The 25678-nt window shown below is 36.6% G+C and carries 22 protein-coding genes and 1 riboswitch; of the genes, 19 read left to right on the forward strand and 3 right to left on the reverse strand.

From position 1 onward, the window contains the following. The first annotated feature begins 36 nt into the window (after nucleotides 1-36). The 3 genes from CW357_RS09920 to CW357_RS09930 all read left to right on the forward strand — a co-directional run bounded on the left by CW357_RS09920 (nucleotide 37) and on the right by CW357_RS09930 (nucleotide 3205). Nucleotides 37-534, forward strand: a complete 498-nt coding sequence (locus CW357_RS09920) for a CarD family transcriptional regulator (RefSeq protein ID WP_119416342.1) — start codon at nucleotides 37-39, stop codon at nucleotides 532-534. A 153-nt stretch (nucleotides 535-687) separates the two neighbouring features. Beyond that, entirely contained in the window at nucleotides 688-2166 is a 1479-nt protein-coding gene (gene hutH, locus CW357_RS09925) for a histidine ammonia-lyase (RefSeq protein WP_124217939.1), read from the forward strand. Between the two features lie 181 nt (nucleotides 2167-2347). Then, complete coding sequence (locus CW357_RS09930; protein WP_241155072.1) at nucleotides 2348-3205, forward strand: 5'-3' exonuclease; 858 nt, start codon at nucleotides 2348-2350, stop codon at nucleotides 3203-3205. A gap of 91 nt (nucleotides 3206-3296) precedes the next feature. On the opposite strand, the gene CW357_RS18255 is transcribed toward CW357_RS09930, so the two are convergent. Both CW357_RS18255 and CW357_RS09935 read right to left on the reverse strand, forming a co-directional pair. Further along, a complete protein-coding gene (locus tag CW357_RS18255) occupies nucleotides 3297-3464 on the reverse strand; it encodes a hypothetical protein (protein ID WP_164489578.1) in 168 nt (55 codons plus the stop codon). A 143-nt stretch (nucleotides 3465-3607) separates the two neighbouring features. Next, nucleotides 3608-3925 (reverse strand): thioredoxin family protein, encoded by a 318-nt coding sequence (locus CW357_RS09935; RefSeq protein ID WP_119416345.1) that lies wholly within the window; start codon nucleotides 3923-3925, stop codon nucleotides 3608-3610. Nucleotides 3926-4192: 267 nt separating this feature from the next. Between CW357_RS09935 and CW357_RS09940 the strand changes: the two genes are divergently transcribed. The 10 genes from CW357_RS09940 to CW357_RS09985 all read left to right on the forward strand — a co-directional run bounded on the left by CW357_RS09940 (nucleotide 4193) and on the right by CW357_RS09985 (nucleotide 14221). After that, nucleotides 4193-6580 (forward strand): 3-hydroxyacyl-CoA dehydrogenase/enoyl-CoA hydratase family protein, encoded by a 2388-nt coding sequence (locus tag CW357_RS09940; protein ID WP_124217941.1) that lies wholly within the window; start codon nucleotides 4193-4195, stop codon nucleotides 6578-6580. A 29-nt stretch (nucleotides 6581-6609) separates the two neighbouring features. Then, on the forward strand, nucleotides 6610-7782 hold the full coding sequence (locus CW357_RS09945) for an acetyl-CoA C-acetyltransferase (RefSeq protein WP_119416347.1): 1173 nt from the start codon (nucleotides 6610-6612) through the stop codon (nucleotides 7780-7782). Between the two features lie 57 nt (nucleotides 7783-7839). Further along, nucleotides 7840-9624 carry an acyl-CoA dehydrogenase family protein gene (locus CW357_RS09950; protein ID WP_124217942.1) on the forward strand — a complete coding sequence of 595 codons (1785 nt, stop codon included), beginning with the start codon at nucleotides 7840-7842 and terminating at the stop codon, nucleotides 9622-9624. A 140-nt stretch (nucleotides 9625-9764) separates the two neighbouring features. Then, entirely contained in the window at nucleotides 9765-10121 is a 357-nt protein-coding gene (locus tag CW357_RS09955; protein WP_119416349.1) for an arsenate reductase family protein, read from the forward strand. A 77-nt stretch (nucleotides 10122-10198) separates the two neighbouring features. Next, complete coding sequence (gcvH, locus tag CW357_RS09960; RefSeq protein WP_119416350.1) at nucleotides 10199-10579, forward strand: glycine cleavage system protein GcvH; 381 nt, start codon at nucleotides 10199-10201, stop codon at nucleotides 10577-10579. A 123-nt stretch (nucleotides 10580-10702) separates the two neighbouring features. Continuing rightward, nucleotides 10703-11044, forward strand: coding sequence for a toprim domain-containing protein (locus tag CW357_RS09965; protein WP_119416351.1), 342 nt, complete (start codon nucleotides 10703-10705; stop codon nucleotides 11042-11044). 12 nt (nucleotides 11045-11056) lie between these two features. Beyond that, nucleotides 11057-11365, forward strand: a complete 309-nt coding sequence (locus CW357_RS09970; protein ID WP_119416352.1) for a thioredoxin family protein — start codon at nucleotides 11057-11059, stop codon at nucleotides 11363-11365. 57 nt (nucleotides 11366-11422) lie between these two features. After that, nucleotides 11423-11526: riboswitch (SAM riboswitch) on the forward strand. A gap of 124 nt (nucleotides 11527-11650) precedes the next feature. Beyond that, nucleotides 11651-12676, forward strand: coding sequence for a methionine ABC transporter ATP-binding protein (locus CW357_RS09975; RefSeq protein WP_124217943.1), 1026 nt, complete (start codon nucleotides 11651-11653; stop codon nucleotides 12674-12676). Further along, nucleotides 12669-13337 carry a methionine ABC transporter permease gene (locus CW357_RS09980; protein WP_119416354.1) on the forward strand — a complete coding sequence of 223 codons (669 nt, stop codon included), beginning with the start codon at nucleotides 12669-12671 and terminating at the stop codon, nucleotides 13335-13337. The genes CW357_RS09975 and CW357_RS09980 overlap by 8 nt, the downstream gene beginning before the upstream one ends. A gap of 53 nt (nucleotides 13338-13390) precedes the next feature. Continuing rightward, a complete protein-coding gene (locus tag CW357_RS09985) occupies nucleotides 13391-14221 on the forward strand; it encodes a MetQ/NlpA family ABC transporter substrate-binding protein (protein ID WP_119416355.1) in 831 nt (276 codons plus the stop codon). Between the two features lie 122 nt (nucleotides 14222-14343). Here the strand turns inward: CW357_RS09985 and CW357_RS09990 are convergent, their stop codons facing one another. Continuing rightward, nucleotides 14344-15246 (reverse strand): LysR family transcriptional regulator, encoded by a 903-nt coding sequence (locus CW357_RS09990; RefSeq protein WP_119416356.1) that lies wholly within the window; start codon nucleotides 15244-15246, stop codon nucleotides 14344-14346. A 123-nt stretch (nucleotides 15247-15369) separates the two neighbouring features. On the opposite strand from CW357_RS09990, the gene gltB reads away from it, so the two are divergent. The 6 genes from gltB (at nucleotide 15370) to sufU (ending at nucleotide 25663) form a co-directional block, all read left to right on the forward strand. Then, a complete protein-coding gene (gene gltB / locus CW357_RS09995) occupies nucleotides 15370-19890 on the forward strand; it encodes a glutamate synthase large subunit (protein WP_124217944.1) in 4521 nt (1506 codons plus the stop codon). A 13-nt stretch (nucleotides 19891-19903) separates the two neighbouring features. Beyond that, nucleotides 19904-21385 (forward strand): glutamate synthase subunit beta, encoded by a 1482-nt coding sequence (locus CW357_RS10000; RefSeq protein ID WP_124217945.1) that lies wholly within the window; start codon nucleotides 19904-19906, stop codon nucleotides 21383-21385. Between the two features lie 504 nt (nucleotides 21386-21889). Beyond that, a complete protein-coding gene (sufC, locus tag CW357_RS10005; RefSeq protein ID WP_299513711.1) occupies nucleotides 21890-22681 on the forward strand; it encodes a Fe-S cluster assembly ATPase SufC in 792 nt (263 codons plus the stop codon). 18 nt (nucleotides 22682-22699) lie between these two features. Continuing rightward, on the forward strand, nucleotides 22700-24007 hold the full coding sequence (sufD, locus tag CW357_RS10010; RefSeq protein WP_119416360.1) for a Fe-S cluster assembly protein SufD: 1308 nt from the start codon (nucleotides 22700-22702) through the stop codon (nucleotides 24005-24007). Next, the gene (locus tag CW357_RS10015) at nucleotides 24007-25239 is read left to right on the forward strand and encodes a cysteine desulfurase (protein ID WP_119416361.1); all 1233 of its coding nucleotides are present in this window, start codon (nucleotides 24007-24009) and stop codon (nucleotides 25237-25239) included. The genes sufD and CW357_RS10015 overlap by 1 nt, the downstream gene beginning before the upstream one ends. After that, nucleotides 25226-25663, forward strand: a complete 438-nt coding sequence (gene sufU / locus CW357_RS10020; protein ID WP_199670748.1) for a Fe-S cluster assembly sulfur transfer protein SufU — start codon at nucleotides 25226-25228, stop codon at nucleotides 25661-25663. Before CW357_RS10015 ends, sufU begins: the two co-directional genes overlap by 14 nt. Nucleotides 25664-25678 lie beyond the last annotated feature (15 nt).

Consider the following 25678-nt stretch of genomic DNA (forward strand, 5'->3'; position numbering starts at 1 on the left):
AAGAGCTCTTACTACTAATATACGAGGAGATATATAATGTTTACTGTTGGAGATACAGTTTTTTATAGTTCGAATGGAGTTTGTGTCATTGAAGATATTCAAGAGCGAACTTTTTGGGGAGAGAAGAAATTATATTATATTCTACGTTCCACCCATAATGAAGCTTTAAAGTTATATTACCCTGTAGAAACAGCTCAGTCGCAATTAACTGAAATTGTTTCTAAAAAGAAAGCTGAGTTGATTTTAGAACAATTTAAAAATCCACCTGATCCTTGGAATGAACGCATGCAAGAACGACAACATAGTTATCAGAAAATACTAAAGTCAAATAATCATATTCAGATAGCTAAAATGGTTAATACAATTTTAAGAAGGAAAATAGAATTAGAAAGTCAAGAGAAAAAGTTGTCTAGTGGAGATCAGCAACTTCTTAATCAAGTATTGCCAATATTATACAAAGAGCTTGCAGTTAGCTTAGATATTTCAGTAGAAGTTGTGATAAAAGAAGTAGAACAATTAATCCAAAATCACTAATGAATAATTAAAATAAGAGACTTTGAACAAACTTGTTCAGAATCTCTTTTTTATTTACCTAAGAATTATCCAAATACAAAGAGTAATTAGTTTTCGTTTTGCATACAAAATAGCTATAGAAGAAATAATACATCTATAGGAGATGATAGATGCATGATTCAATTAGATGGCGATCGACTAACAGTTGCAGATATGAAAGCAATCTTATATGAAGATGAAAAAATAGAAATAGCCCCATCAGCACGAGCAGCAGTAGAGAAAAGTAGAAGAGCTGTAGAGCAAATTGTTAAACAAAAAAAGACGGTATATGGCATAAATACAGGGTTTGGCAAATTCAGTGATGTGAAAATTCCTAGAGAGGATACTCGATTATTGCAATTGCATCTAATTCGATCACATGCATGTGGAGTAGGGGAACCTTTTAGTGAAATTGTTTCAAGAGCCATGATTGTTTTACGTTTAAACGCATTATTAAAAGGGTACTCAGGTATCCGTTTAGATGTATTGGAACGACTTTGTTATATGGTCAATCATTGTATTCATCCTGTCATTCCACAACAAGGTTCACTAGGTGCATCTGGAGATCTTGCAGCTCTCTCACATTTAGCATTAGTTCTGGTGGGTGAAGGCTTCATTTGCCAAGATGAGCAATCAGTCGCTTCAACAGAAGTTTGGCGACAGCACCAATTACAACCAATTGAATTGGAGGCGAAAGAAGGTCTAGCTCTGATTAACGGTACACAAGCGATGACAGCTCAAGGTGTCGTAAATTTTATAGAGGCTGAGAAATTGGCATGCGATAGTGAATGGATTGCAGCGATGACGATTGAAGCATTACGTGGAATAACAGATGCCTTTCACCCAGCTGTCCATGAAGCAAGAGGTTACAAAGAACAAATAGATGTAGCAAAAAGAATGCGTGAGTGGCTAAAGGATAGTGAACTCACAACTGAACAAGGAGAACTTCGAGTACAAGATGCATATTCTTTAAGATGTATTCCGCAAATACATGGAGCAAGTTGGCAAGTGTTAAGCTATGTGAAAGAAACACTAGAGATTGAGATGAATGCTGCAACAGATAACCCACTTATTTTTGATGATGGTCAAACCGTTATTTCGAGTGGGAATTTTCATGGTCAACCAATTGCATTTGCGATGGATTTTTTGAAAGTAGCGATAGCCGAATTAGCAAATGTATCCGAAAGAAGAATTGAAAGATTAGTGAATCCACATTTGAATGAGGGATTGCCACCATTTTTAAGTTCAGAACCAGGGTTACAATCAGGTGTCATGATCCTACAATATACTGCTGCAAGCCTTGTTTCTGAAAACAAGACGTTAGCTCATCCAGCTTCTGTAGATTCTATCCCATCATCTGCGAATCAAGAAGATCATGTAAGTATGGGGACAATTGCTGCTAGACATGCGTATCAAATTATCAAAAACTGCCGAAAAGTACTGGCAATCGAAGCAATTTGTGCTGCACAAGCGGTTGAATTTAGAGGTGTTGAATATATGGCGCCAAAATTAGGTGGGAAATGGCAAGATGTACGTAATGTTGTCCCAAGTATTAAAAGAGACCGAGTATATAGCAAAGATATCGAAAAAATGGCTGCTTACTTATGCCCATAGTTTTTGTTTTATGAAACATAAAAGGGGAAAAGAGGATTTTATGCATTACACTTTAATAGTATAGAGCAATATTGGAAGCTTCATTGTAAACTATTTTTGATATAATAGAGACCAATAGTTTACGAATGGAGCGAACTTTATCTTGGAAAATCAACAACCTCATATATTACTAATTGATGGTATGGCACTTTTGTTCCGTTCATTTTTTGCAACAGCGCCTATGCATCAATTTTTCAGAAAAGCAGATGGTACCCCAACTAATGGCGTACAAGGATTTGCAAGACATGTATTAAGTGCACAGTCAATTTATCGACCAACCCATTTAGCGGTTTGCTGGGATATGGGTGCTCAAACATTCCGTAACGAGCTTTTCGATGGTTATAAAGCGAATAGACCAGCTCCACCAGATGAGTTAAAGCCTCAATTCGATATGGCACGAGAAGTATCTGAAATGATAGGCTGGAAAAACTTTGGTATAAAGGGTATGGAAGCAGATGACGCGATTGGTTCCATTATTAGCAAGTGGAAAGATGAAGCCAAAATCACAGTAGTTAGTGGTGATAAAGATTTACTGCAACTATTAAATCCTTCAACAACGATCGCTTTAACGAAAAAAGGTTATACAGAATATAATATCTATACAGATCAACGTTTTAAAGAAGAATATGAGATTGAACCACCATTATTTGCAGAAGTAAAAGCATTTATGGGTGATTCAAGTGATGGCTATCCTGGAGTAAAAGGGATTGGACCGAAAACCGCATTGAAACTAATACAATCCTACGGCTCAGTTGATGGGGTGTTACAATCTCTTAACGAATTAAAACCTGGTCAACGTACGAAAATCCAAGAAAATGAAGAGATGTTAAAACTATCACTACAACTAGCACGCATCAATACAGAAATACCAATTGATGCTACTATTGATGATTGTGAGTTACCAATTTGGGACCGAACAAAACTTGAACAGTTAACTATGGAAGGATACTCATTAATCTCTCGTCATGCTCGTTCATTGATGGAGATTGCTATTAGATAATCTGATCTTTAAATTCATATCATCTTAACGAAGAGCACAGTTGCGAAAAATAACTGTGCTCTTTTAATTAAAATGAGCTAAAGTTAATTTACTAATTCGATGCCTTTTTTCTATTCATAATAAAGAACATGATGATTACCCCAACAAGCATTCCCATTAATGTACTCCAATATATTGAATCGTTAATTAAGAAATAAGCTATAAAGTAGCCTACTAAAATACCTAACACCATCCATACAAGCATTTTTATTTTTGACATAATAGGCCTCCTCCTCAAAATATTAGTATCTACAAATACATATTATGTAAGAGTATAATGAATTCCTCTTATGTCATTCAAATTATGTTAAATTATATTAAAAGACCTACCAAAATGTTTGGCAGGCCTCTAGAAAAGAAAAACTATTTTTGTGCATCTAAGAAAGTTGTAACATCTTGTGGAGATTTTGCGTTTGCACTATGCAAGTGAGCAAGTTTTTCGCCATCTTTGAAGATTAAAAGGCTTGGAATACCCATTACTTGATATTTGTCTGAGATCTCAGGGAAATCATCACGATTGATTTCGTACCATGTATATTGGTTATATTCTTCGATGATTGGATCGATGAACATGTTCATACGTGAACAGTCAGGGCACCATCCAGCAAAAAACTTAACAATTACTGGTTCAGAAGCTGAGATTACTTCGTTAAATTGTTCTTCAGATAAAATTGGTTTCATATGAAAATCCCTCCTAATAATTTTTAGTCTACACGTATTATGGGCTTGTATGCTAGTAAATTGTTTGCTCAAGATTGCCTGTATGTCTTATTCCAGCGAATATATCTATTAACATAGTTATTTTGAACATTTTCTCGTAAAAAAGCAGATTTTTTCTTGCGGAAATTCTCTAAATAGTCTAAAATAAATTTCAGATAAGAAAGTTTTATTTTTTTGATTATAAAATGAATGAGCATTCATTCAAACAGGGAAAGGGAGGATTTGCTCATGGCTTATCACATTAGAAAAGCAGCTGTTATTGGTTCAGGAGTAATGGGTTCTGGCATCGCCGCTCATTTAGCAAATATCGGAATTCCAACTTTATTGTTAGATATTGTTCCTAGAGAGCTAACACAGGAAGAGGAAACAAAGGGGTTAACTTTAGAAGCTCCTAGTGTGAGAAATCGTTTTGCCGCTGGCGCAGTACAAAAGTTATTAAAGCAAAAACCAGCACCATTAACGACGAAAAAAAGTTTAAATCTTATATCAATCGGTAACTTAGAAGACGATTTAGAAAAGTTAAAAGAAGTTGACTGGATCATAGAAGTGGTTGTAGAAAATTTAGATATTAAGAAAAGTTTATATGAAAAAATTGACGCAGTACGTAAGCAAGGTTCGATTGTTAGTTCTAATACTTCAGGTATTAGTATTAATGCCATGGCTGAAGGGCGTTCAGAAGATTTTAAAGAGCATTTCTTAGGTACACATTTCTTTAATCCACCACGCTATTTAAAACTGTTGGAAGTAATTCCGGCTCAAGATACATTACCTGAAGTGGTTGAATTTATGCAAAAATTTGGGGAAAACCGCTTAGGCAAAGGGGTAGTGCTTGCAAAAGATACTCCAAACTTTGTTGGAAATCGTATAGGCACATACGGTTTACTCATTACATTGCAAGTTATGAAAGAAAAAGGATATTCAGTGGGTGAAGTTGATTCTGTAACGGGGCCACTTATTGGACGTCCAAAATCGGCAACTCTTCGAACTCTTGATGTAGTTGGTTTAGATACGTTTGTTCATGTAGCTAAAAACGTTTATGACCATACAACTGGAGAGGAACAAAAAGTATTTGAGGTTCCAGATTATCTACAAAAGATGGTCGATAATGGATGGCTAGGTGCAAAATCAGGTCAAGGGTTCTTCCTGAAAAAAGGAAAAGAAATTACTGAGTTAAACCTAGAAACTTTCGAATATGAGCCATTAAAAAAATTAAAAACGCCATCTATTGAAATAGCTAAACAACAAAAAGGTCTTGCAGCTAAAGTGAAAACGTTAACATACGCAAAAGACCGTACAGGTGAACTTCTTTGGAGTATATTCGCACCAACCTTAATCTATTCTGCACAGTTGTTGGGTGAGATTGCAGATGATATTGTCGCAATTGATAATGCGATGAAATGGGGTTTTGGATGGGCACAAGGTCCATTTGAAATTTGGGATGCTATTGGTGTAAAAGAATCTGTAGAAAAAATGCAAGCGGAAGGATATGAAATCCCTGCATTTACAAAAGCATTATTGGATCATGGGTACTCAACGTTTTATTCAGAAGTGGATGGTGAGTTAGCTTACTTTGATGGAACAGAATATAAACCAGTTCCATTCAACGAAAAGGCAGTTGACCTAAAACGATATAAGAAAAAACATGGGGTACTAAAAAGTAATTCAAGTGCTAGTTTAATAGACTTTGGTGATCAAGTTCTATTATTAGAGTTCCATTCAAAATCTAATGCCCTAGGTCTAGATATTATGCAAATCCTAAACTATGGTTTAGATTTACTTGAAACTTCTGATTACAAAGGTATGGTGATTGGAAACCAAGGTAAAAACTTCTCAGTTGGTGCTAATTTAGCAATGATTCTAATGGAAGCACAAGATGATAATATTTTTGAGTTAGATCATATCGTCAATACATTCCAACAAGGAACATTACGTATTAAATACTCTGATAAACCAATTGTAACTGCTCCTTTTGCGATGACACTTGGTGGTGGTGCAGAAGTTTGCTTACCTTCAGCACATATTCAAGCTTCGATGGAAACTTATTTAGGTTTAGTGGAAGTAGGAGTTGGACTAATCCCTGGTGGAGGCGGAAATAAAGAACTCTATATGAAACATTTAAAAGGCCTTCCTACAGGAGTTGAAGTTGACCTACAAACTGTTGCCAACAAAGTTTTTGAATCGATTGCAATGGCAAAAGTTTCAACGTCTGGGGAAGAAGCAAGAGAGAATAATTTCTTAGACTTCGCAGATGGAGTTAGTGTAAACCCTGACCATCAGTTATATGATGCAAAACAAGCAGTATTAGCATTATCAGCTGCTGGTTATAAACCACCAGTACGGGGAAAAGTTCCAGTAGTAGGTGAGCCAGGTTATGCAACATTGTTACTTGGTGCTCAAAACTTATTACAATCAGGATATATAAGCGAACATGATTTACACATTGCTAAAAAATTGGCATATGTCATTGCAGGTGGAAATGTTCCATACGGTACGTTAGTTGATGAACAGTATCTTTTAAATCTTGAAAGAGAAGCGTTCATTAGTCTTGTACAACATCCAAAATCACAAGCGAGAATGCAACACATGCTCATGAAAGGAAAACCGCTACGCAACTAATGGTTGTGTAGCGAAAGGGGGAAAATCATATGCGTGAAGCTGTAATCGTAGCAGGTGCTAGAACACCAGTGGGAAGAGCCAAAAAAGGTTCCTTAGCAACTGTGAGACCTGATGATTTAGGTGCATTAGTTGTAAAAGAAACATTAAAAAGATCAGGATATGAAGGGCCAATAGATGATTTAATCTTAGGTTGTGCAATGCCAGAAGCAGAACAAGGTATGAATGTTGCGCGTAATATCGGTGCATTAGCTGGTTTACCAGATACAACGCCGGCTATTACTGTCAATCGTTTTTGTTCATCAGGGTTACAATCGATTGCTTATGCAGCAGAGAGAGTAATGCTTGGACACTCAACAGCTATTATTGCTGGCGGTATTGAATCGATGAGTATGGTACCGATGATGGGAAATGTGATTCGTCCAAATGCGAAGCTTGCAGAAGAAGCTCCTCAATATTACATGAGTATGGGGCATACAGCGGAAGAAGTTGCTAAGAAATATGAAGTAAGTCGTGAAGAACAAGATGCTTTTGCTGTAAGATCCCATGAACGTGCTGCTAAAGCAATCGCTGAAGGGAAATTTGTAGATGAAATCGTTCCTGTGGAAGTTGAAAAACATTATGTTGATGAAAACAACAAACCACAAGTGAAAAAATTCACTTTTGCTATGGATGAGGGTGTTCGAGTTGGTACATCAACGGAAACACTGGCAAAATTACGTCCAGCCTTCGCTGTAAAAGGTAGTGTAACGGCAGGAAACGCTTCACAAACTTCAGATGGTGCAGGTGCAGTACTAGTAATGGACCGTGAAGAAGCTGAAAAGCAAGGCCTTCAACCAATGGCGAAATTCCTAGGTTTTGCAGTAGGTGGAGTACCTCCAGAAGTGATGGGGATTGGACCAATTGTAGCTGTTCCAAAAGCATTGAAAATCGCTGGATTATCAATTGAAGATATTGATCTATGGGAGATTAATGAGGCATTTGCTTCGCAATCTATTCAAGTAGTTCGTGAATTAGGTATAGATTTAGAAAAAGTAAACGTCAATGGTGGTGCAATTGCTTTAGGACATCCATTAGGTGCAACTGGTACCATCTTAACGTTAAAACTAATCCATGAGTTAAAACGTCAAGGCAAAAAATATGGTGTTGTAACAATGTGCATCGGTGGCGGTATGGGTGCTGCTGGCGTATTTGAGATTCTTTAAGAAGTATTATTCGTAAGTATTAGATGAAAAACCTATCAAACAAAGGGGAGAATTGATATGACAGAAAATACTTTAAAACTTATTAAAGGCGGTAGCTTTTTAACGGAAGATATTGACGCTGGACGCGTATTTACACCAGAGGATTTTACTGATGAGCAAAAAATGATTGCAAAAACAACTGAAGATTATGTACAAACTGAAGTATTACCAGTTGTCGATAATTTAGAAAATCATGAATTTGAACACTCTGTTCGACTATTGAAAAAAGCTGGTGAGCTTGGCTTACTAGCAGCTGATGTACCAGCAGAATATGATGGTCTTGGCTTAGATAAAATTTCTTCAGCATTAATAACTGAAAAAATGGCTTTAGCAGGGGGCTTTTCTATTACACATGGTGCGCATGTTGGCATTGGTTCATTACCAATCGTATTATTTGGTAATGACGATCAAAAGCAAAAGTACCTACCAAAACTAGCATCTGGCGAACTAATTGCAGCTTATGCTTTAACAGAGCCTAGTTCAGGGTCTGACGCATTAGGTGCTAAAACAACTGCAAAGCTAAATGCAGAAGGAACACACTATATTCTAAATGGTGAGAAACAATGGATTACAAACTCAGGTTTCGCAGATGTATTTGTAGTCTATGCGAAAATTGATGGCGATAAGTTTTCAGCATTTATCGTAGAACGTGGTTTCCCAGGTGTATCAACTGGTGCTGAAGAAAAGAAAATGGGTATTAAATCTTCTTCTACACGTACATTAATTTTAGAAGATGTGCCTGTACCTGTTGAAAACTTATTAGGTGAAGTAGGTCGCGGTCATGTCATCGCATTTAATATTCTTAACATCGGTCGTTATAAATTGGGTGTTGGGGCAATCGGGGCTTCAAAACGAGCACTTGAATTAGCAATTTCTTATTCAAATCAACGCCAACAATTTAATACACCTATTTCATCTTTCAACCTAACTAAAGAAAAACTATCTACAATGGCTGCTAAATTGTATGCATCTGAATCTTTAATCTATCGTACAGTTGGATATTTCGAAGATCGTATGAGTCAACTAAGTGAAGAAGAAAAGAATGATGGTAAAGCTGTTGCAGCTTCAATAGCAGAATATGCAATTGAATGCTCTATCAACAAAGTATTCGGCTCTGAAACACTTGACTATATCGCAGACGAAGCAGTTCAATTACATGGCGGATATGGCTATATGCAGGAATATGAAGTTGAGCGTATCTATCGTGATTCACGTATCAACCGTATTTTCGAAGGAACAAACGAAATTAACCGTCTAATTGTACCAGGAACTTTCGTGAAAAAGGCGATGAAAGGTGAGCTACCACTTCTTCAACAAGCACAAAGCCTACAATCTGAATTGCTATCAATGTTCCCTGAAGAAATCGGTGACGAACCATTAGCGCAAGAAAAACACTTAGTGAAGATGGCAAAGAAAATTGCATTATTAGCAGCAGGAACAGCAGTTCAACGTTTCGGTACAAAACTAGAGCAAGAACAAGAGATTTTAGTGAATATTGCTAATATCGCTAACCAATTATTCGCGATGGAATCAGTTGTTCTTCGTACTGAAAAAGCACTTGCTCGTGACGGATTCGATAAAGCTGCACAAAAAGTTTTATACACAGAAATTTTCGTTCAAGAAGCATTTGCTGAAATTGAAAAAGAAGCAAAAGAAACAATTATTGGTTCTGTAGAAGGTGACAATGCTCGCATGTTACTATCTGCTCTACGTAAACTTACACGATTCACTCCATATAATTTGATTGCTAAAAAACGTCAAGCTTCTGTAAAACTAATTGCTGCAGAGAAATATACAGTATAGTATTTGAAGAATTTGTATAACGTAGAGAAATCCGGTCATCCTAATAGAGTGATCGGATTTCTTTCTTGAATAAGAAAGTCATCATACAATACAATGAAGAGAAGGGATGTAGTTATAAAACATATAAAAGGAGCATTCTTATGACGATCAGATTAATTCAATACCCAAAATGTACAACATGTAAAAAAGCACAAGCTTGGTTAAAGGAAAATGGAATCGAGTTTGAATTACAACATATAGTTGAACAAACACCTACAAAAGAAGAATTAACAAATTTTTTGAAAATGAGTGGCCTGCCATTGAAAAAATTCTTTAATACTTCTGGGATGAAATATCGCGAACTACAATTAAAAGATCGCTTAAAGGAAATGTCTGAAGATGAGCAACTTGAATTGTTAGCATCAGATGGAATGCTCATTAAAAGACCGATTGTTACCGATGGTCAAAGAATCACATTAGGTTTTAAAATTGATGACTTTGAAAAGACATGGAAATAGTTATACATTTGCTTGTTTTTAAATACGGAATATGTCAAAATTGAAGTGAATTTAAATACATATTTGGAGGGTTAATGATGAGCATACCAACAGATTTACGTTATACAGAAGAACATGAATGGGTAAAAGCAGAAGATGGAAAAGTACGCATCGGAATTACAGAGTTCGCACAATCAGAACTAGGTGATATCGTATTCGTTGAACTTCCACAAGTAGGTGACGATCTAGTAGCAGATGAACCATTTGGTAGTGTTGAATCTGTAAAAACTGTATCTGAACTTTATGCACCTATTTCAGGTAAAGTTGTAGAAATTAATGAAGAACTAGAAGATAGCCCAGAATTTGTTAACGAATCTCCATATGAAAAAGCATGGATGGTTGTGATTGAACCTTCTGACGTATCACAAATTGAAGAATTACTTACACCAGAAAAATACCAAGAACTAATCGAAGAATAATCTTGCCAATAAAAGCGCCACACTTTTTGTGTTGGCGCTTTTACGTACATCAAGCAGTTCACACTATTAAGTTAAGGTTTTTACTGCACTCAATGCGGGATAAAACTGTAAGGAGGAATTAGCTTGTCTGATAAAGTGCTTATTGTAGAAGGTAGGCAGGATAAATTGCAAATTCACCCCATATTAGCAGAAGATATTCCAATTCTATGTACGAATGGAACGATTAGTGCGAGTAATTTAGAAGAACTTATCTATCCCTATGAAGAATATGATTTATATGCTTTTTTTGACGAAGATTATTCAGGCGATTGCCTTCGTGCTTTGATGAAGAGAGAATATCCTGAGACGTATTTTTTACGAACCCTTTCTTTATATAAACAAGTGGAAGTAACGCCAAGAAAATATTTAGCTAGAATATTATTGGCTGCTGATTTTAAAGTAAATCCAGCTTATCTTATAGAATAGGAATGACAAGTTATGCAAGAATGGTCAATTGAAGAATGGGAGAATATGAAGGAAAGTAAAGAACAATGTACTTTCTATTTATACACTTCAATGTGTGGAACGTGCCAAGTAGCTTCTAAAATGATGGAGATTATGGAAGCAACCTTTCCAGACATTCCAATGGGAAAGGCTAATATCAATTATGTGGAACAATTAGCCATAGACTATAAAATTGAAAGTGTCCCATGTTTACTAATTACTGAAAATGGAAAAGTAAGAGATAAAATCTATGCATTTCAATCTGTTTCATACTTATTTGAAAAAATTCAGAAAAAAGATTGACGATGTTAACATAGAGTGGTAAAGTAACAAACATAAATTAAATAATTATTTACGTTACTCTTATTTAGAGAGGTGGAGGGAAGTGCCCTATGAAGCCCGGCAACCGTCACAATGTGACACGGTGCCAATTCACGCAAAGTGAGAACTTTGGAAGATGAGAGAACGGTTTTCGTATATTACGTGGACCCTTCTGTTAATCTTACAGAAGGGTCTTTTATATTAAAAGCGAAAGAGGCTGTTCAGACCCGAGCGACAATGACGTAAATATAAAAGGTGGTTTTGAGTATGATTCAACTAGAAAATGTCGTAAAAAAATACAAAACCGCTAATGGATCTCTAACTGCAGTTAATGATGTTAACCTATCAATAAATGATGGTGAGATTTTTGGCATTATCGGTTATAGTGGTGCTGGTAAAAGCACAATGATCCGTTTACTCAATGGCTTAGAAAAGCCTACATCAGGTAAAGTCACAGTAAATGGACAGAATATTTCATCGATTAAAGGGAAAGAACTTCGAAATGCACGCCATAAAATAAGTATGATTTTCCAACACTTCAACTTATTATGGTCGAGAACAGTCGAAGAGAATATAGCATTTCCATTAGAGATTGCTGGTATTAGTAAAGCAGAACGTCAGAAACGTGTACTTGAACTAGTAGAGTTAGTCGGCTTGAAAGGAAGAGAAAAAGCATATCCTTCCCAACTATCAGGTGGACAAAAGCAACGTGTAGGTATTGCTAGAGCGCTAGCAAATAATCCAGAAGTGTTACTTTGTGATGAAGCAACCTCAGCCCTTGACCCAGAAACAACGGATGCAATCTTAGACTTACTTGTAAGTATCAATGAAAAACTTGGACTAACAATTGTTTTAATCACACATGAGATGCATGTCATCCGAAAAATTTGTCATCGTGTAGCAGTGATGGAAGCTGGGAAAGTTGTTGAGCAAGGAAATGTTCTAGAAGTTTTCCAATCTCCAAAAGCAACTGTAACAAAGAAATTCGTTTCTCAAGTTACTGAAACAGCTGGGCACAAAGAGTCCATTTCACAAATGTTGGATGATTACCCGAATGATCAGTTGATAAAGTTATTCTTTGTTGGTTCTAAAACTGAGCAACCTGTAATCTCTTATTTGATACGAGAGTTTGGTATCGATGTGAATATTGTGCATGGCAATATATCTCCGACAAAGAGTGGTCCATATGGTACGTTAATCGTCCGAATTGTTGGAAATGATAGCGACGTATCAAATGCGATTCAATATTTAGATGAACAAGGTATTAAAACGGAGGTGATCAAGAATGCTTAATGATCTCTTTCCGAATGTCGATTGGGAAATCATGTGGGAAGCTACAAGAGAAACCATTTACATGACGGCTGTTTCAACAGTTCTTACATTCATAATTGGTTTAGTTCTTGGGATTCTGTTATTCCTTACAAGTCCAACACAACTTTGGGCGAACAAAGTTGTCAACTTACTAACGGGCTCTGTTGTGAATATTTTCCGATCAATTCCATTTATCATTTTAGTTATTCTTTTAATTCCATTTACAAACTTTTTACTAGGAACAATTCGTGGAGCCAATGCAGCGTTACCAGCTTTAATCATAGGAGCTGCACCATTCTATGCTCGAATGGTTTTGATCGCTTTACGTGAAATTGATAAAGGTGTAATTGAAGCGGCACGTTCTATGGGAGCTAAAACTTGGACAATCATTTATAAGGTTTTAATCCCAGAGTCATTACCCGCTTTAATATCAGGTATTACCGTAACAGCAGTAGCATTAGTTGGTTACACTGCAATGGCAGGTGTAATCGGTGCTGGTGGTTTAGGAAACTTAGCGTTTATGGATGGCTTCCAACGAAGTCGTAACGATGTAACATTTGTCGCAACTGTATTAGTGTTAGTGATTGTATTTATCATTCAATTTATAGGTGATTTTATTACATCCAAAACAGATAAACGATAGTTTGGTGTATACGTATTAACGTTCACATATTTGAAAAGAAAAGGGGAAAAAACATGAAGAAACTTGTAGCAGGAATTCTAACAGCATCATTAGCGTTAAGCTTAGCAGCTTGCGGATCAGACGAAAAAGCATCATCTGGTGATTCAAAAGAAACAAAATTAGTAGTAGGTGCTTCTAATGTACCTCACGCAGAAATTTTAGAAAAGGCAAAACCAATTCTTGAAAAAGAAGGCGTAGAATTAGATATTCAAAAATATCAAGATTATGTATTGCCTAATAAGGATTTAGATTCCGGCGATTTAGATGCGAACTATTTCCAACACATTCCATACCTAGAACAACAAATCAAAGATAATGGTTACGACTTTGTAAACGCTGGTGGTATTCATATCGAACCAATCGGTATTTACTCTAAAAAATATAAAAAACTAGATCAACTTCCAAAAGGAGCGACAATTTTAATCAGTAACTCTGTAGCTGACCAAGGTCGTATTCTAACATTACTAGAAGCTAAAGGCTTAATCACATTAAAAGAAGGCATAGATAAAGCTTCAGCAGAAATCAAAGATATTGCGAAAAATCCAAAAAAATTAAAAATCGATGCAAAAACTGCTCCTGAAATGTTAGTGCAAATGTATAAAAACGAAGAAGGAGATGCAGTAGTTATCAATTCTAACTTTGCAATCGATGCAGGTTTAACACCAACAAAAGATGCAATTGCTCTTGAAGACAAAGATTCACCATATGTAAACGTTATTGCAGTGAAGAAAGAAAACAAAGACAATAAAGCTGTGAAAAAATTAGTGGATGTCCTACATTCAAAAGAAATTCAAGACTTCATCAATGAAGAATGGAAAGGTTCAGTAGTTCCTGTATCTGAATAATAAAGATGAAAAAAGACGTTAGAGCGAATTTCGTTCTAGCGTCTTTTTGTGTATATTGAAATAGTTTTCGATATTTAACTCCAAAATATAAAATTATCAATCTTATAATCTATTCTGAGAAATTATTTAAACTGCGTCAATCTAGAGAAGAAGTTACTTACAAAGTCTAAGAAAATTTGTTCCGAAGGTGCTAGCTCGCGGTTTATAGGATAAATAACACCGACATTACGTGTAAATGGAGGTTCCACCAATGCTAGTTTTTTTGTTCGACGAGGGGTAGCGTCATAGAACGCACTTTCAGGTAATAGGGTAACTCCGATACCTGCTGCTACTAATCCTTTTAATGCATCCATATCTTCACCTTCAGAACTAATCTTTGGTGTAAATCCAACTGATTTACATGCTTCTACCGCTACTTTGTTTAATATAAATCCTTCTGGAAATAATGCAAATCCTTCATTACGTAATTCTGTTAATTGGATCTGATCTTTTTTGGCTAGACGATGTGATGAAGGGACAAGTGCTGCGATATTTTCTGTAAACAGGATTTTTTGATCGATACTGTCATCCTTACCGGGGACAGGTCCTAAAAAGGCTAAATTCAGTTCACGTTCCTTTACAGCTTTAATAAGATATTTGTAAGAACCTTGTCTTAAATGAAACGAAACATTTGGATGTTCTTTTTTGAATGCAGAAATAACTGTTGGTAGAAGAAAGCTTGCTAGACTTGTTGGAAATCCAATTTTAATCGTTCCTTCTTCAGGGTTTAAATACTCATCAACCTGTCTTTTTGCAAAATCGATTGCTTGAAGAGCTGCAACTGTATGTTCAAGGAATGTTCTTCCAATTGGTGTAAGTTTTACGTTACGCCCTACACGTTCAAATAATTCAATACCCAACTCTTCTTCTAAATTGGCAATTTGACGGCTAACAGCTGATTGTGCGACATGTAAAACTTCTGCGGCTTCAGAGATATGTTCCCTTTCTGCAACTGCTACAAAATACCTCAGTTGTCTTAATTCCATATCATGTCATCTCCTACTTATCTATTTTTTAGATTAATCCTATCCAAATTATATATTGTTTATATGAATTTGAAAAACTAAAATATACTTAAGACCCGTTATATATATAAAGGAGGGAATCGTATGACATTTCACCAAATTCCAACAGCGCAAGGTTTATACTCTCCACAATTTGAGCATGATGCATGTGGTATTGGTCTTTACGCACAATTGCAAGGCAAGCCAACACATGACATTGTTTTGAAAGGCTTAGAAATGTTATGTAGATTAGATCATAGAGCCGGTCGCGGTAGTGATGGGAAAACAGGAGATGGATCAGGATTGATGGTCCAAATTCCAGATGCCTTCTTCCGCGAAGTTTGTATAGATTGGACATTACCTGCTGTAGGAAATTATGGAGTAGGAATGTTATTTTTTGATAAAGACAGTCAAGCGCAACAGGAAATCGAAAATAGATTAAATAATTTCATCGAAGCAGAAGGGCAAGAATTGATTGGTTGGCGTACAGTACCTACTAATCCAGAACCACTAAGTGAGATTGCTAAAAAAACAGCCCCGGTTGTTCGACAAGTGTTTATCAAAGCGAAAGACGTAAATGATTCTTTAGCTTTTGAAAGAAAATTATATTTGATTCGTAAACAAACAGAATTATGGGCTCGAAATAATGGCAAAGATTTTTACTGTGCAAGCATGTCAAGCAGAACAATGGTATTTAAAGGCTTGTTAGCACCTGAAGAAGTAGTAGAATTTTACCTAGACCTACAAGATGAACATTTCACATCAGCTTTTTCGATGGTTCATTCACGTTATAGTACGAATACATTTCCTTCTTGGGAACGCGCGCATCCAAACCGTTACATTATCCACAATGGTGAGATTAACACCCTACGAGGTAATATTAACTGGATGAAAGCGCGTGAGCAACAGTTTATCTCCGAGGCATTTGGGGAAGACCTCGATAAAGTGTTGCCGATTGTAGACCAAAACGGTAGTGACTCATCAATGCTAGATAATGCATTTGAATTTTTTGTTTTAGCGGGACGTACTCCTGCACAAACGGCGATGATGATGATTCCAGAACCTTGGTCAGAAAATCCGCATATCTCAGCTGAAAAGAAAGCTTTTTATAAATATCAAAGCTGTTTAATGGAACCTTGGGATGGACCAACAGCTATTTGTTTCACAGATGGAAAACAAATTGGCGCGATATTAGATCGTAATGGTTTACGACCTGCACGCTATTATGTCACAAAGGATGATTATATTATCTTCTCATCAGAAGTTGGTGTAGTTGATATTGAAGAGGAGAATATTGTTTATAAAGAACGACTAAGTCCGGGGAAAATGTTGCTTGTAGATTTAGAACAGGGACGGATTATTTCAGATGATGAGTTAAAATCTGAAGTTGCAAAGGCAAAACCATATGCTAAATGGTTAGAAGAAAACTTAGCAGTGGTGAAGCCAACAGAAGAAAAACCAGAAAAGATAGACGATCTTTTGTTTAGACAAAAAGTTTTTGGTTATACACATGAAGACGTACAGAAGTATATTGTACCGATGGTGGCAGGAGGAAAAGACCCGCTTGGTTCAATGGGGAATGATGCACCACTAGCAGTCTTATCTGATAAACCACAATCGTTATTTAATTATTTTAAACAATTATTTGCACAAGTTACTAACCCACCAATTGATTCCATTCGTGAGCATATCGTGACTTCGACGATGACTATTCTTGGTGCAGAAGGCGACTTATTACATCCAACTGCAGAAAATTGTCATCGACTCTATTTAGAAACACCTGTGTTGACGAATAGTCAATTCGTAGAGTTGCAAACACAGGACCAATTTGATATGGCTGTTATCGATCTTTCAATGTCAGAAGATTTAGAAAGAGATTTAGCGAGATTAGCAAAAGAAGCTGATGAAGCAATTGCAAATGGCGTTCAGTTGCTTGTTTTATCAGACAAAGCTCTAAATGTTGAAACACCAATGATTCCAATTTTACTTGCGGCTAGTAGCGTTCACCAACATCTTGTAAAAACAGGTCAACGTACAAAAGTAAGTATCATTGTTGAAACTGGTGAAACAAGAGAAGTCCACCATTTCGCTACATTAATCGGTTACGGTGTAGATGCTATATATCCATATCTAGCATTTGCTACTTTAGCAAAAGCAATTGAAGATGGGCATATCAATTATAGTTATGAAGAGGCAATTAGACGTTATGCAAAGGCAGCTTCAGAAGGTGTCGTAAAAGTAATGTCGAAGGTGGGAATTTCAACAGTCCAAAGTTATCGTGGAGCACAAATCTTCGAAGCTGTTGGTATTAGTAAAGAAGTAATTGAAAAATACTTCACTGGAACAGTATCAAAATTGGGTGGTATCGATTTACCGACAATTGCAAAAGAAGCATTGAAAAAACATCAAGAGGCAGTTCAATCGATTGATCGTGTATTACCAGCGGGTAGTGATTTCCAATGGAGAAGTTCGGGTGAACATCATGCCTTCAATCCAAAAACTATCCACACGTTGCAACAAGCAACTCGTAAAGGCGATTTTGGATTGTTCCATCAGTTCTCCGAAATGGCAAATGAAGAACAAATTGGTTTCTTAAGAAATTTATTATCGTTCAAAAAATCAGAATATAAAATATCTTTAGACGAAGTAGAGTCAGCTGAATCTATCGTAAAACGTTTTAAAACAGGGGCTATGTCTTACGGTTCAATTAGCCAAGAAGCGCATGAAACATTAGCAATCGCTATGAATCGAATTGGCGGTAAAAGTAATAGTGGTGAAGGTGGAGAACACCCAAGTCGCTATGTTTTAGATGAAAATGGAGATAACCGTAGAAGTTCGATTAAGCAAATTGCTTCTGGACGTTTTGGTGTTAAAAGTCACTATTTAGTAAATGCTTCTGAGTTACAAATAAAGATGGCTCAAGGTGCAAAACCTGGTGAAGGTGGTCAATTACCAGGCAATAAGGTTTACCCGTGGGTAGCGGATGTTCGTGGATCAACAACTGGTGTCGGACTTATTTCACCACCTCCACATCATGATATTTACTCAATTGAAGATATGGCGGAGTTAATACATGATTTGAAAAACGCTAACCGTGATGCGCGAATTAGTGTAAAACTTGTAGCGAAATCAGGGGTAGGTACTATTGCAGCTGGTGTAGCAAAAGGTGCAGCTGATGTAATCGTCATCAGTGGTTATGATGGAGGTACAGGAGCTTCACCAAAAACAAGTATTAAACACACAGGTCTTCCTTGGGAATTGGGATTGTCAGAAGCACATCAAACATTGATGTTAAATAGACTTCGCGATCGTGTAACACTTGAGACGGATGGTAAGTTAATGACTGGGAAAGACGTTGTAATGGCAGCGCTCTTAGGTGCAGAGGAATTTGGTTTTGCGACAGCACCTTTAATCGTACTTGGATGTGTCATGATGCGTGCTTGTCATTTAGATACGTGTCCAGTTGGTATTGCTACACAAAACCCTGAATTACGTAAAAAATTCATGGGAACAGCTGAGCATGTTGTGAATTTCATGATGTTTGTAGCAGAAGAAGTTCGAGAATATATGGCAATGCTTGGTTTCAGAACTTTTGATGAAATGGTTGGCCGCACAGATGTTTTAGAAGTAAGTGACCGTGCGAAAAATCATTGGAAAGCAGGTCAGCTAGATTTAGAAGCAATCCTTTACAAAGTGGAAGGACCAAGAACAAAACAAGTTCAACAAAATCATAAATTAGATGAGTCATTGGATCTAAGAGAAATTTTAGATAAAGTCAAGGATTCTATTATAGAGGAAAAAGCAATTTCGTTACATTATCCTATTAAAAATACCGACAGAGTAGTTGGAACAATCGTTGGTAGTGAAATCTCAAAACGTTATGGTGCGAGGGGTCTACCAGACGATATGATTACATTAAACTTTACTGGATCAGCTGGTCAAAGCTTTGGCGCGTTTATCCCAAGAGGCATGTTAATGCATGTTGAGGGCGATGCAAATGATTACTTTGGTAAAGGATTGTCCGGCGGTAAAGTGGTTGTTAGCTCACCAGTACGAGGACAAGCAGAAACGAATGTTATTGCAGGAAACGTTTGTTTATACGGTGCAACAAGCGGAGAGGCGTATATTAACGGTCGTGCAGGAGAACGCTTCGCAGTACGTAATAGTGGCGCTAATGTAGTCGTTGAAGGCATTGGTGATCATGGTTGTGAATATATGACTGGTGGCCGAGTAGTAATCTTAGGTGATGTCGGCAAAAACTTCGGAGCAGGTATGTCTGGTGGTATTGCTTATGTATTACCGCAGGATATCCAAGATTTTAAAAAGAAATGTAACCAAGAAATGATAAGTTTTGAAGGTGTTCAATCTAAAGAAGATGAGGCTATTCTCCATCAACTTTTAGAACAACATGTTCACTATACGGAAAGTACTAAAGCGAAAAAGATTTTAACAAATTGGTCAGATTATGTAGGGCGTTTTATCAAAGTGGTTCCTACAGATTATAAGAAAATGTTAGATCGTATTGACGAATTTGAAGCTCAAGGGTTATCAGAAGAACAAGCAACGATGAAAGCATTTTTAGCAAATTCATCTAAAAAAAAGGATTTAGTGCTTTCCAATAAATAAGGAGGTGTTCTAGTTGGGGAAGAAAACTGGTTTTATGGAATATAGTCGAGAAAAAGGGAAAGAACAGCCACCACTAGAGCGTATAAAAAATTGGAAAGAATATGCTTCACGGCTAACAGACGAAGCACTTCAAATCCAAGGTGCACGTTGTATGGATTGTGGTACACCATTTTGTCATATGGGTATGGAGATCCGTGGCTCTGCTGCGGGTTGCCCAATTCATAATGTAATTCCTGAATGGAATGATTTAGTCTACCATGGAAAATGGAAGGAAGCTCTTGAACGCCTTCTATTAACGAATAATTTCCCGGAATTTACAGGTAGAGTTTGCCCTGCCCCTTGTGAAGGATCTTGTACACTAGCTATTTCAGATCCTGCAGTTGCGATTAAAAGTATCGAACGTGCAATTATCGATAAAGGATTTGAAAATGGATGGATTACCCCTCGTATTCCTGTACATCGAACTGGCAAAAAAGTTGCTATTGTTGGATCAGGTCCTGCAGGCTTAGCAGCTGCAGACCAACTAAATCAGCTAGGTCATTCTGTAACAGTATATGAAAGATCTGACCGTGCAGGCGGCTTACTTACTTACGGTATTCCTAACATGAAGTTAGACAAAGATGTTGTAGAAAGACGTGTACAATTACTTTCAGACGAAGGTGTTCACTTTATATTAAATACAGAAATTGGAAAAGGCGTAACTGCAGATGAACTAAAAAAAGAATTTGATGCTGTAATTCTTTGTACCGGAGCAACAAAACAAAGACATTTACGCATTGAAGGTAGCGATTCTGAAGGTGTCGTCTTGGCGATGGATTATTTAACTTCTACTACAAAAAGTTTACTAGATTCAAATTTTGAGGATGGTCAATATTTAGACATGAAAGGCAAGAATGTCATCGTTATTGGTGGTGGTGATACAGGTGCTGACTGTGTCGCAACAGCTATTCGCCAAAATTGTAAGTCAGTCTATCAATTTGGTAAACATCCACAGTTGCCAGAACATCGTGCAGTTGATAATCCTTGGCCAACTAATCCACAAGTGTATAAATTGGATTATGCCTATGCTGAAGCAGATGCAAAGTATGGTAGAGATCCTCGCGAATATTGTATTCAAACAAAGAAAATCGTTGCAGATAGCAATGGTCATATAAAAGAATTGCATACTATTCAAATGGAAAAAGTGATTAGTGATGAAGGGTATGTATATTTTAACGAACTTCCGGGGACTGAAAAAGTTTGGCCAGCAGACTATGTGTTTGTTGCAATAGGCTTTGAAGGTACCGATAGTGGTGTCGCTGAACAATTTGGTGTGAAAGTGACAAACAATCGTATTGCCGCAAAAGTAACGAACTATGCTACAAATGTAGAAGGTATATTTGCAGCGGGTGATGCAAGACGTGGTCAAAGTTTAGTTGTATGGGCTATCAATGAAGGAAGAAATGTAGCAGAAAGTGTTAACTCATTTCTTCGCACCCAAGCAATAGCACAATAATAATTTCATTAAAATTAAGAAGAAAAGCTAACTCCGGTTTAAAATGTTGCCTTTAAGGAACATTTTAAATGAAGGGAGTTAGCTTTTTTAGTGATTTAATCTTGAAAAGATAATTTGTATCAACGGAAAAGTATCTTATATAAGGTGAGAAAATGTATTTCGTGATAGTAATTTAGCTATATACATTCGCTATATTTAAATGGATATATCAAAAGCCATGTTGTAGAAAAAGGTTATAAATCTACTGAGAATTTATGTTATTACGGTGTGCGTAGTGAAATCCATTCTCAATTAAAAACTGTTTATTGAAAATCAGTCTATTTTCAATAAACAGCTGGAATTGCTTGTCTAATAGGTTTCAGAATAGATATATACCAACCTTCTTAGATTAAATTGAGAAACATTTTCAAATGATTTGCAAAGCACTTTTTTTTAGGCTAAAATTAGAATGATATTAAATTAGAAATGCATTATACATTTCATTCATTGAGATTATATGGAGGTATTAGAATGTCAACATTAGTCATTAAAGATCTTCACGTCGCTATCGATGGTAAAGAGATTTTAAAGGGTGTTAACTTATCACTCAATACAAACGAAATTCATGCAATCATGGGGCCAAATGGTACAGGTAAATCTACTTTAGCTTCTGCTATTATGGGTCACCCAAAATATGAGGTTACTTCAGGTTCTATCACTTTAGATGGTGAAAATGTTCTTGAAATGGAAGTAGACGAACGTGCAAAAGCTGGTCTATTCCTAGCAATGCAATATCCATCTGAAATTTCAGGTGTTACAAATGCAGATTTCTTACGTTCTGCTATTAATGCTCGTCGTGGTGAAGGTAACGAAGTTTCACTTATGAAATTCATCCGTGAATTAGATGAAAAAATGGATTTCTTAGAAATGCCTGAAGAAATGGGACAACGTTATTTAAACGAAGGTTTCTCTGGCGGTGAAAAGAAACGTAACGAAATTCTTCAATTAATGATGATTAAACCTAAATTTGCAATCCTAGATGAAATCGACTCTGGTCTTGATATCGATGCTCTAAAAGTCGTATCAAAAGGTATCAACGCTATGCGCGGTGAAGGTTTTGGTTGCGTAATGATCACTCACTACCAACGTTTACTTAACTATATTACTCCTGATCATATTCATATTATGATGCAAGGTAAAGTAGTTCGTTCTGGTGGTGCTGAATTAGCAGAAAAACTTGAAGCAGAAGGTTATGACTGGATCAAAAAAGAATTAGGTATCGAAGACGAAGAAGAAACAACAGGACAAGAAGCATAATAGGGAGGGCGAGCAAACATGACGGTTGAAACAAAATTATCAGTAACCGCTCAAGATGTACGCTCTTTCTCTGAAGCTAACAATGAACCTAGCTGGTTGACTGAGCTTCGTGAACGTGCATTAGCGGATGTAGAAACACTGCCAATGGTAAAACCAGATAAAACAAATGTTGAAAAATGGAACTTTACAGAATTTCCTACACATACAGTTGAAAGTACAACATATGCTAGTCTTGAAGAACTTCCAGAAGAAGTAAAGGCAATTGTTGATGCTGAAGGTCAACAAAATGTTTATATTCAACACAATAATACACCAGCTTATTTAAAAGTTTCTGAAGAATTAGCTTCAAAAGGTGTTATTTTAACAGATATTTTAACAGCAGCTCGCGAACATGGCGATCTAGTTCAAAAATATTTTATGACTGAAGGCGTAAAAATAGACCAACATAAGCTAACAGCTTTACATGCAGCTTTAGTAAATGGCGGTGTATTTGTATATGTTCCTAAAGATGTTATCGTAGAAGAACCTATCCAAGCTGTATTCCTTCATGATAATGCGGATGCATCATTATACAACCATGTATTAGTTGTGGCTGAAGCAAATAGTTCTATTACTTACGTAGAAAATTATCTTTCTACAGTAGAAGAAGCTAAAGGACAAGCAAATATTATTTCAGAAGTAATCGTAAATGATAATGCTTCTGTTACTTATGGTGCTGTTGATGTTCTTGCTAAAGGCTTTACTACTTATGTGAATCGTCGTGCTATTCTACATCGTGATGCAAAAGTGGATTGGGCTTTAGGCTTAATGAATGATAGTGATACAATTTCAGAAAATGTTACGTACCTAAAAGGTGACGGTTCATATGCTGATACTAAATCTGTAGTTGTCGGTCGTGGAGATCAAAGCCAAAACTTTACTACTGAAGTTAGACACTGGGGTAAAGCTTCAAATGGTTATATCCTAATTCATGGTGTTATGAAAGATTCTTCACGTGGTATTTTCAATGGTATTGGTAAAATTGAACACGGTGCTACTAAAGCTGATGCAGAACAAGAATCACGTGTCCTTATGTTAAACAAAGACGCACGTGGGGATGCAAACCCAATTCTATTAATCGATGAAGATGATGTAACAGCAGGTCACGCTGCTTCTGTAGGTCGCGTAGATCCCGTACAACTATATTATTTAATGAGTCGTGGGATTTCTAAAGCAGAAGCTGAACGTTTAGTAATCCACGGATTCCTTGCACCAGTTGTTAATAAGCTCCCTATTGACGGAGTAAAAAAACAACTGACGGAGGTTATTGAAAGGAAAGTTCGCTAATGATAAAAACTAATATTCGAGGCTATTTTCCAATTTTAGATCAAGAAGTCAATGGACACCCTCTAGTTTATCTAGATAGTGCAGCTACTACACAAAAACCTATTCAGGTTTTGGAAGCTGTAAAACATTACTACGAATTCGAAAATTCTAATGTTCACCGTGGCGTGCATACATTAGGAAATCGTGCAACAGATGCTTATGAAGGTGCACGTGAAAAAGTTCGTAAGTTTATCAATGCAAATTCAACTGAAGAAATTATTTTTACAAAAGGTACTACAAACTCATTGAATATGGTTGCTTTAAGTTACGGCCGTGCAAATGTTGGTGAAGGCGATGAAATCGTCATCACTTATATGGAACACCATTCAAACCTGATTCCATGGCAACAATTAGCGAAAGAAAAAAATGCAACTTTAAAATATATTGATATGAATCCAGATGGTACATTGTCAATGGACAAAGTCAAAGAGGCTATTACAGATCGTACAAAGATCGTCGCTATTGCATATGCATCAAATGTTCTTGGTACTCTGAACCCAGTAAAAGAAATTGCAGCAGTAGCACATGCACATGGTGCAGTGATGGTCGTTGATGGCGCACAAGGTGTACCACATTTTAAAACAGATGTTCAAGATTTAGATTGTGACTTCTTAGCATTTTCTGGTCATAAGATGTGCGGACCAACAGGTATTGGTGTATTATATGGTAAAAAAGAGCACCTGGAAGCCATGAACCCAATCGATTTTGGTGGGGAAATGATTAGTATTGTTGGTTTGTATGAGTCAACTTGGGCTGACCTTCCTTGGAAATTTGAAGGTGGTACCCCTAATATAGCTGGAGCTATTGGTTTAGGTGCTGCAATCGATTTCTTAGAAGAAATAGGTATGGACAACATCATTGAACACGAACAAAGATTAACTCGTTATGCAATTGAGCAACTTAGCGCAATCGAAGGAGTTTCTATCTATGGTCCACAAGATGCAGCAAAACGTTCTGGTCTTGTTACATTTAACTTAGATGGCGTACATCCACATGATGTTGCAACAGTACTTGATATGGAAGGTATTGCTGTTCGTGCAGGACACCACTGTGCTCAACCATTGATGAAATGGCTTGAATGTTCAGCAACAGCTCGTGCAAGCTTCTATATTTACAATACAGAAGCTGACATTGACCGACTTGTTGAAGGGTTGCGTAATGCGAAGGAGTATTTTGCTGATGTCAATGAATAAACTAGATCAACTATATCGTTCTGTTATTATGGATCATTATAAAAAACCTCGTAACAAAGGTGTAATTGATGATTCTAATGTATCAATCGATATGAATAACCCAACTTGTGGAGATCGCATACACTTATCTATAAAAGTAGAAGATGGTATTGTCGTAGATGCTAAATTTGAAGGAGAAGGTTGTTCAATTTCAATGTCTTCTGCTTCAATGATGACACAAGCGATTAAAGGTAAAACTACTGAAGAAGCTGTTAAATTAGCACAAGTCTTCTCAGAAATGATGTTAGGCCATGATCACGATGATTCACTAGACCTTGGTGATGTTGAAGCGTTATCTGGTGTATCACAATTCCCTGCACGTATTAAATGTGCAACACTTTCTTGGAAAGCTATGGAAAAGGGCATAAAAGAAGCGAACTTATAAAATAGATGAAATTAC

The sequence above is a fragment of the Rummeliibacillus sp. TYF005 genome, assembly GCF_003844195.1.
GTDB lineage: Bacteria > Bacillota > Bacilli > Bacillales_A > Planococcaceae > Rummeliibacillus.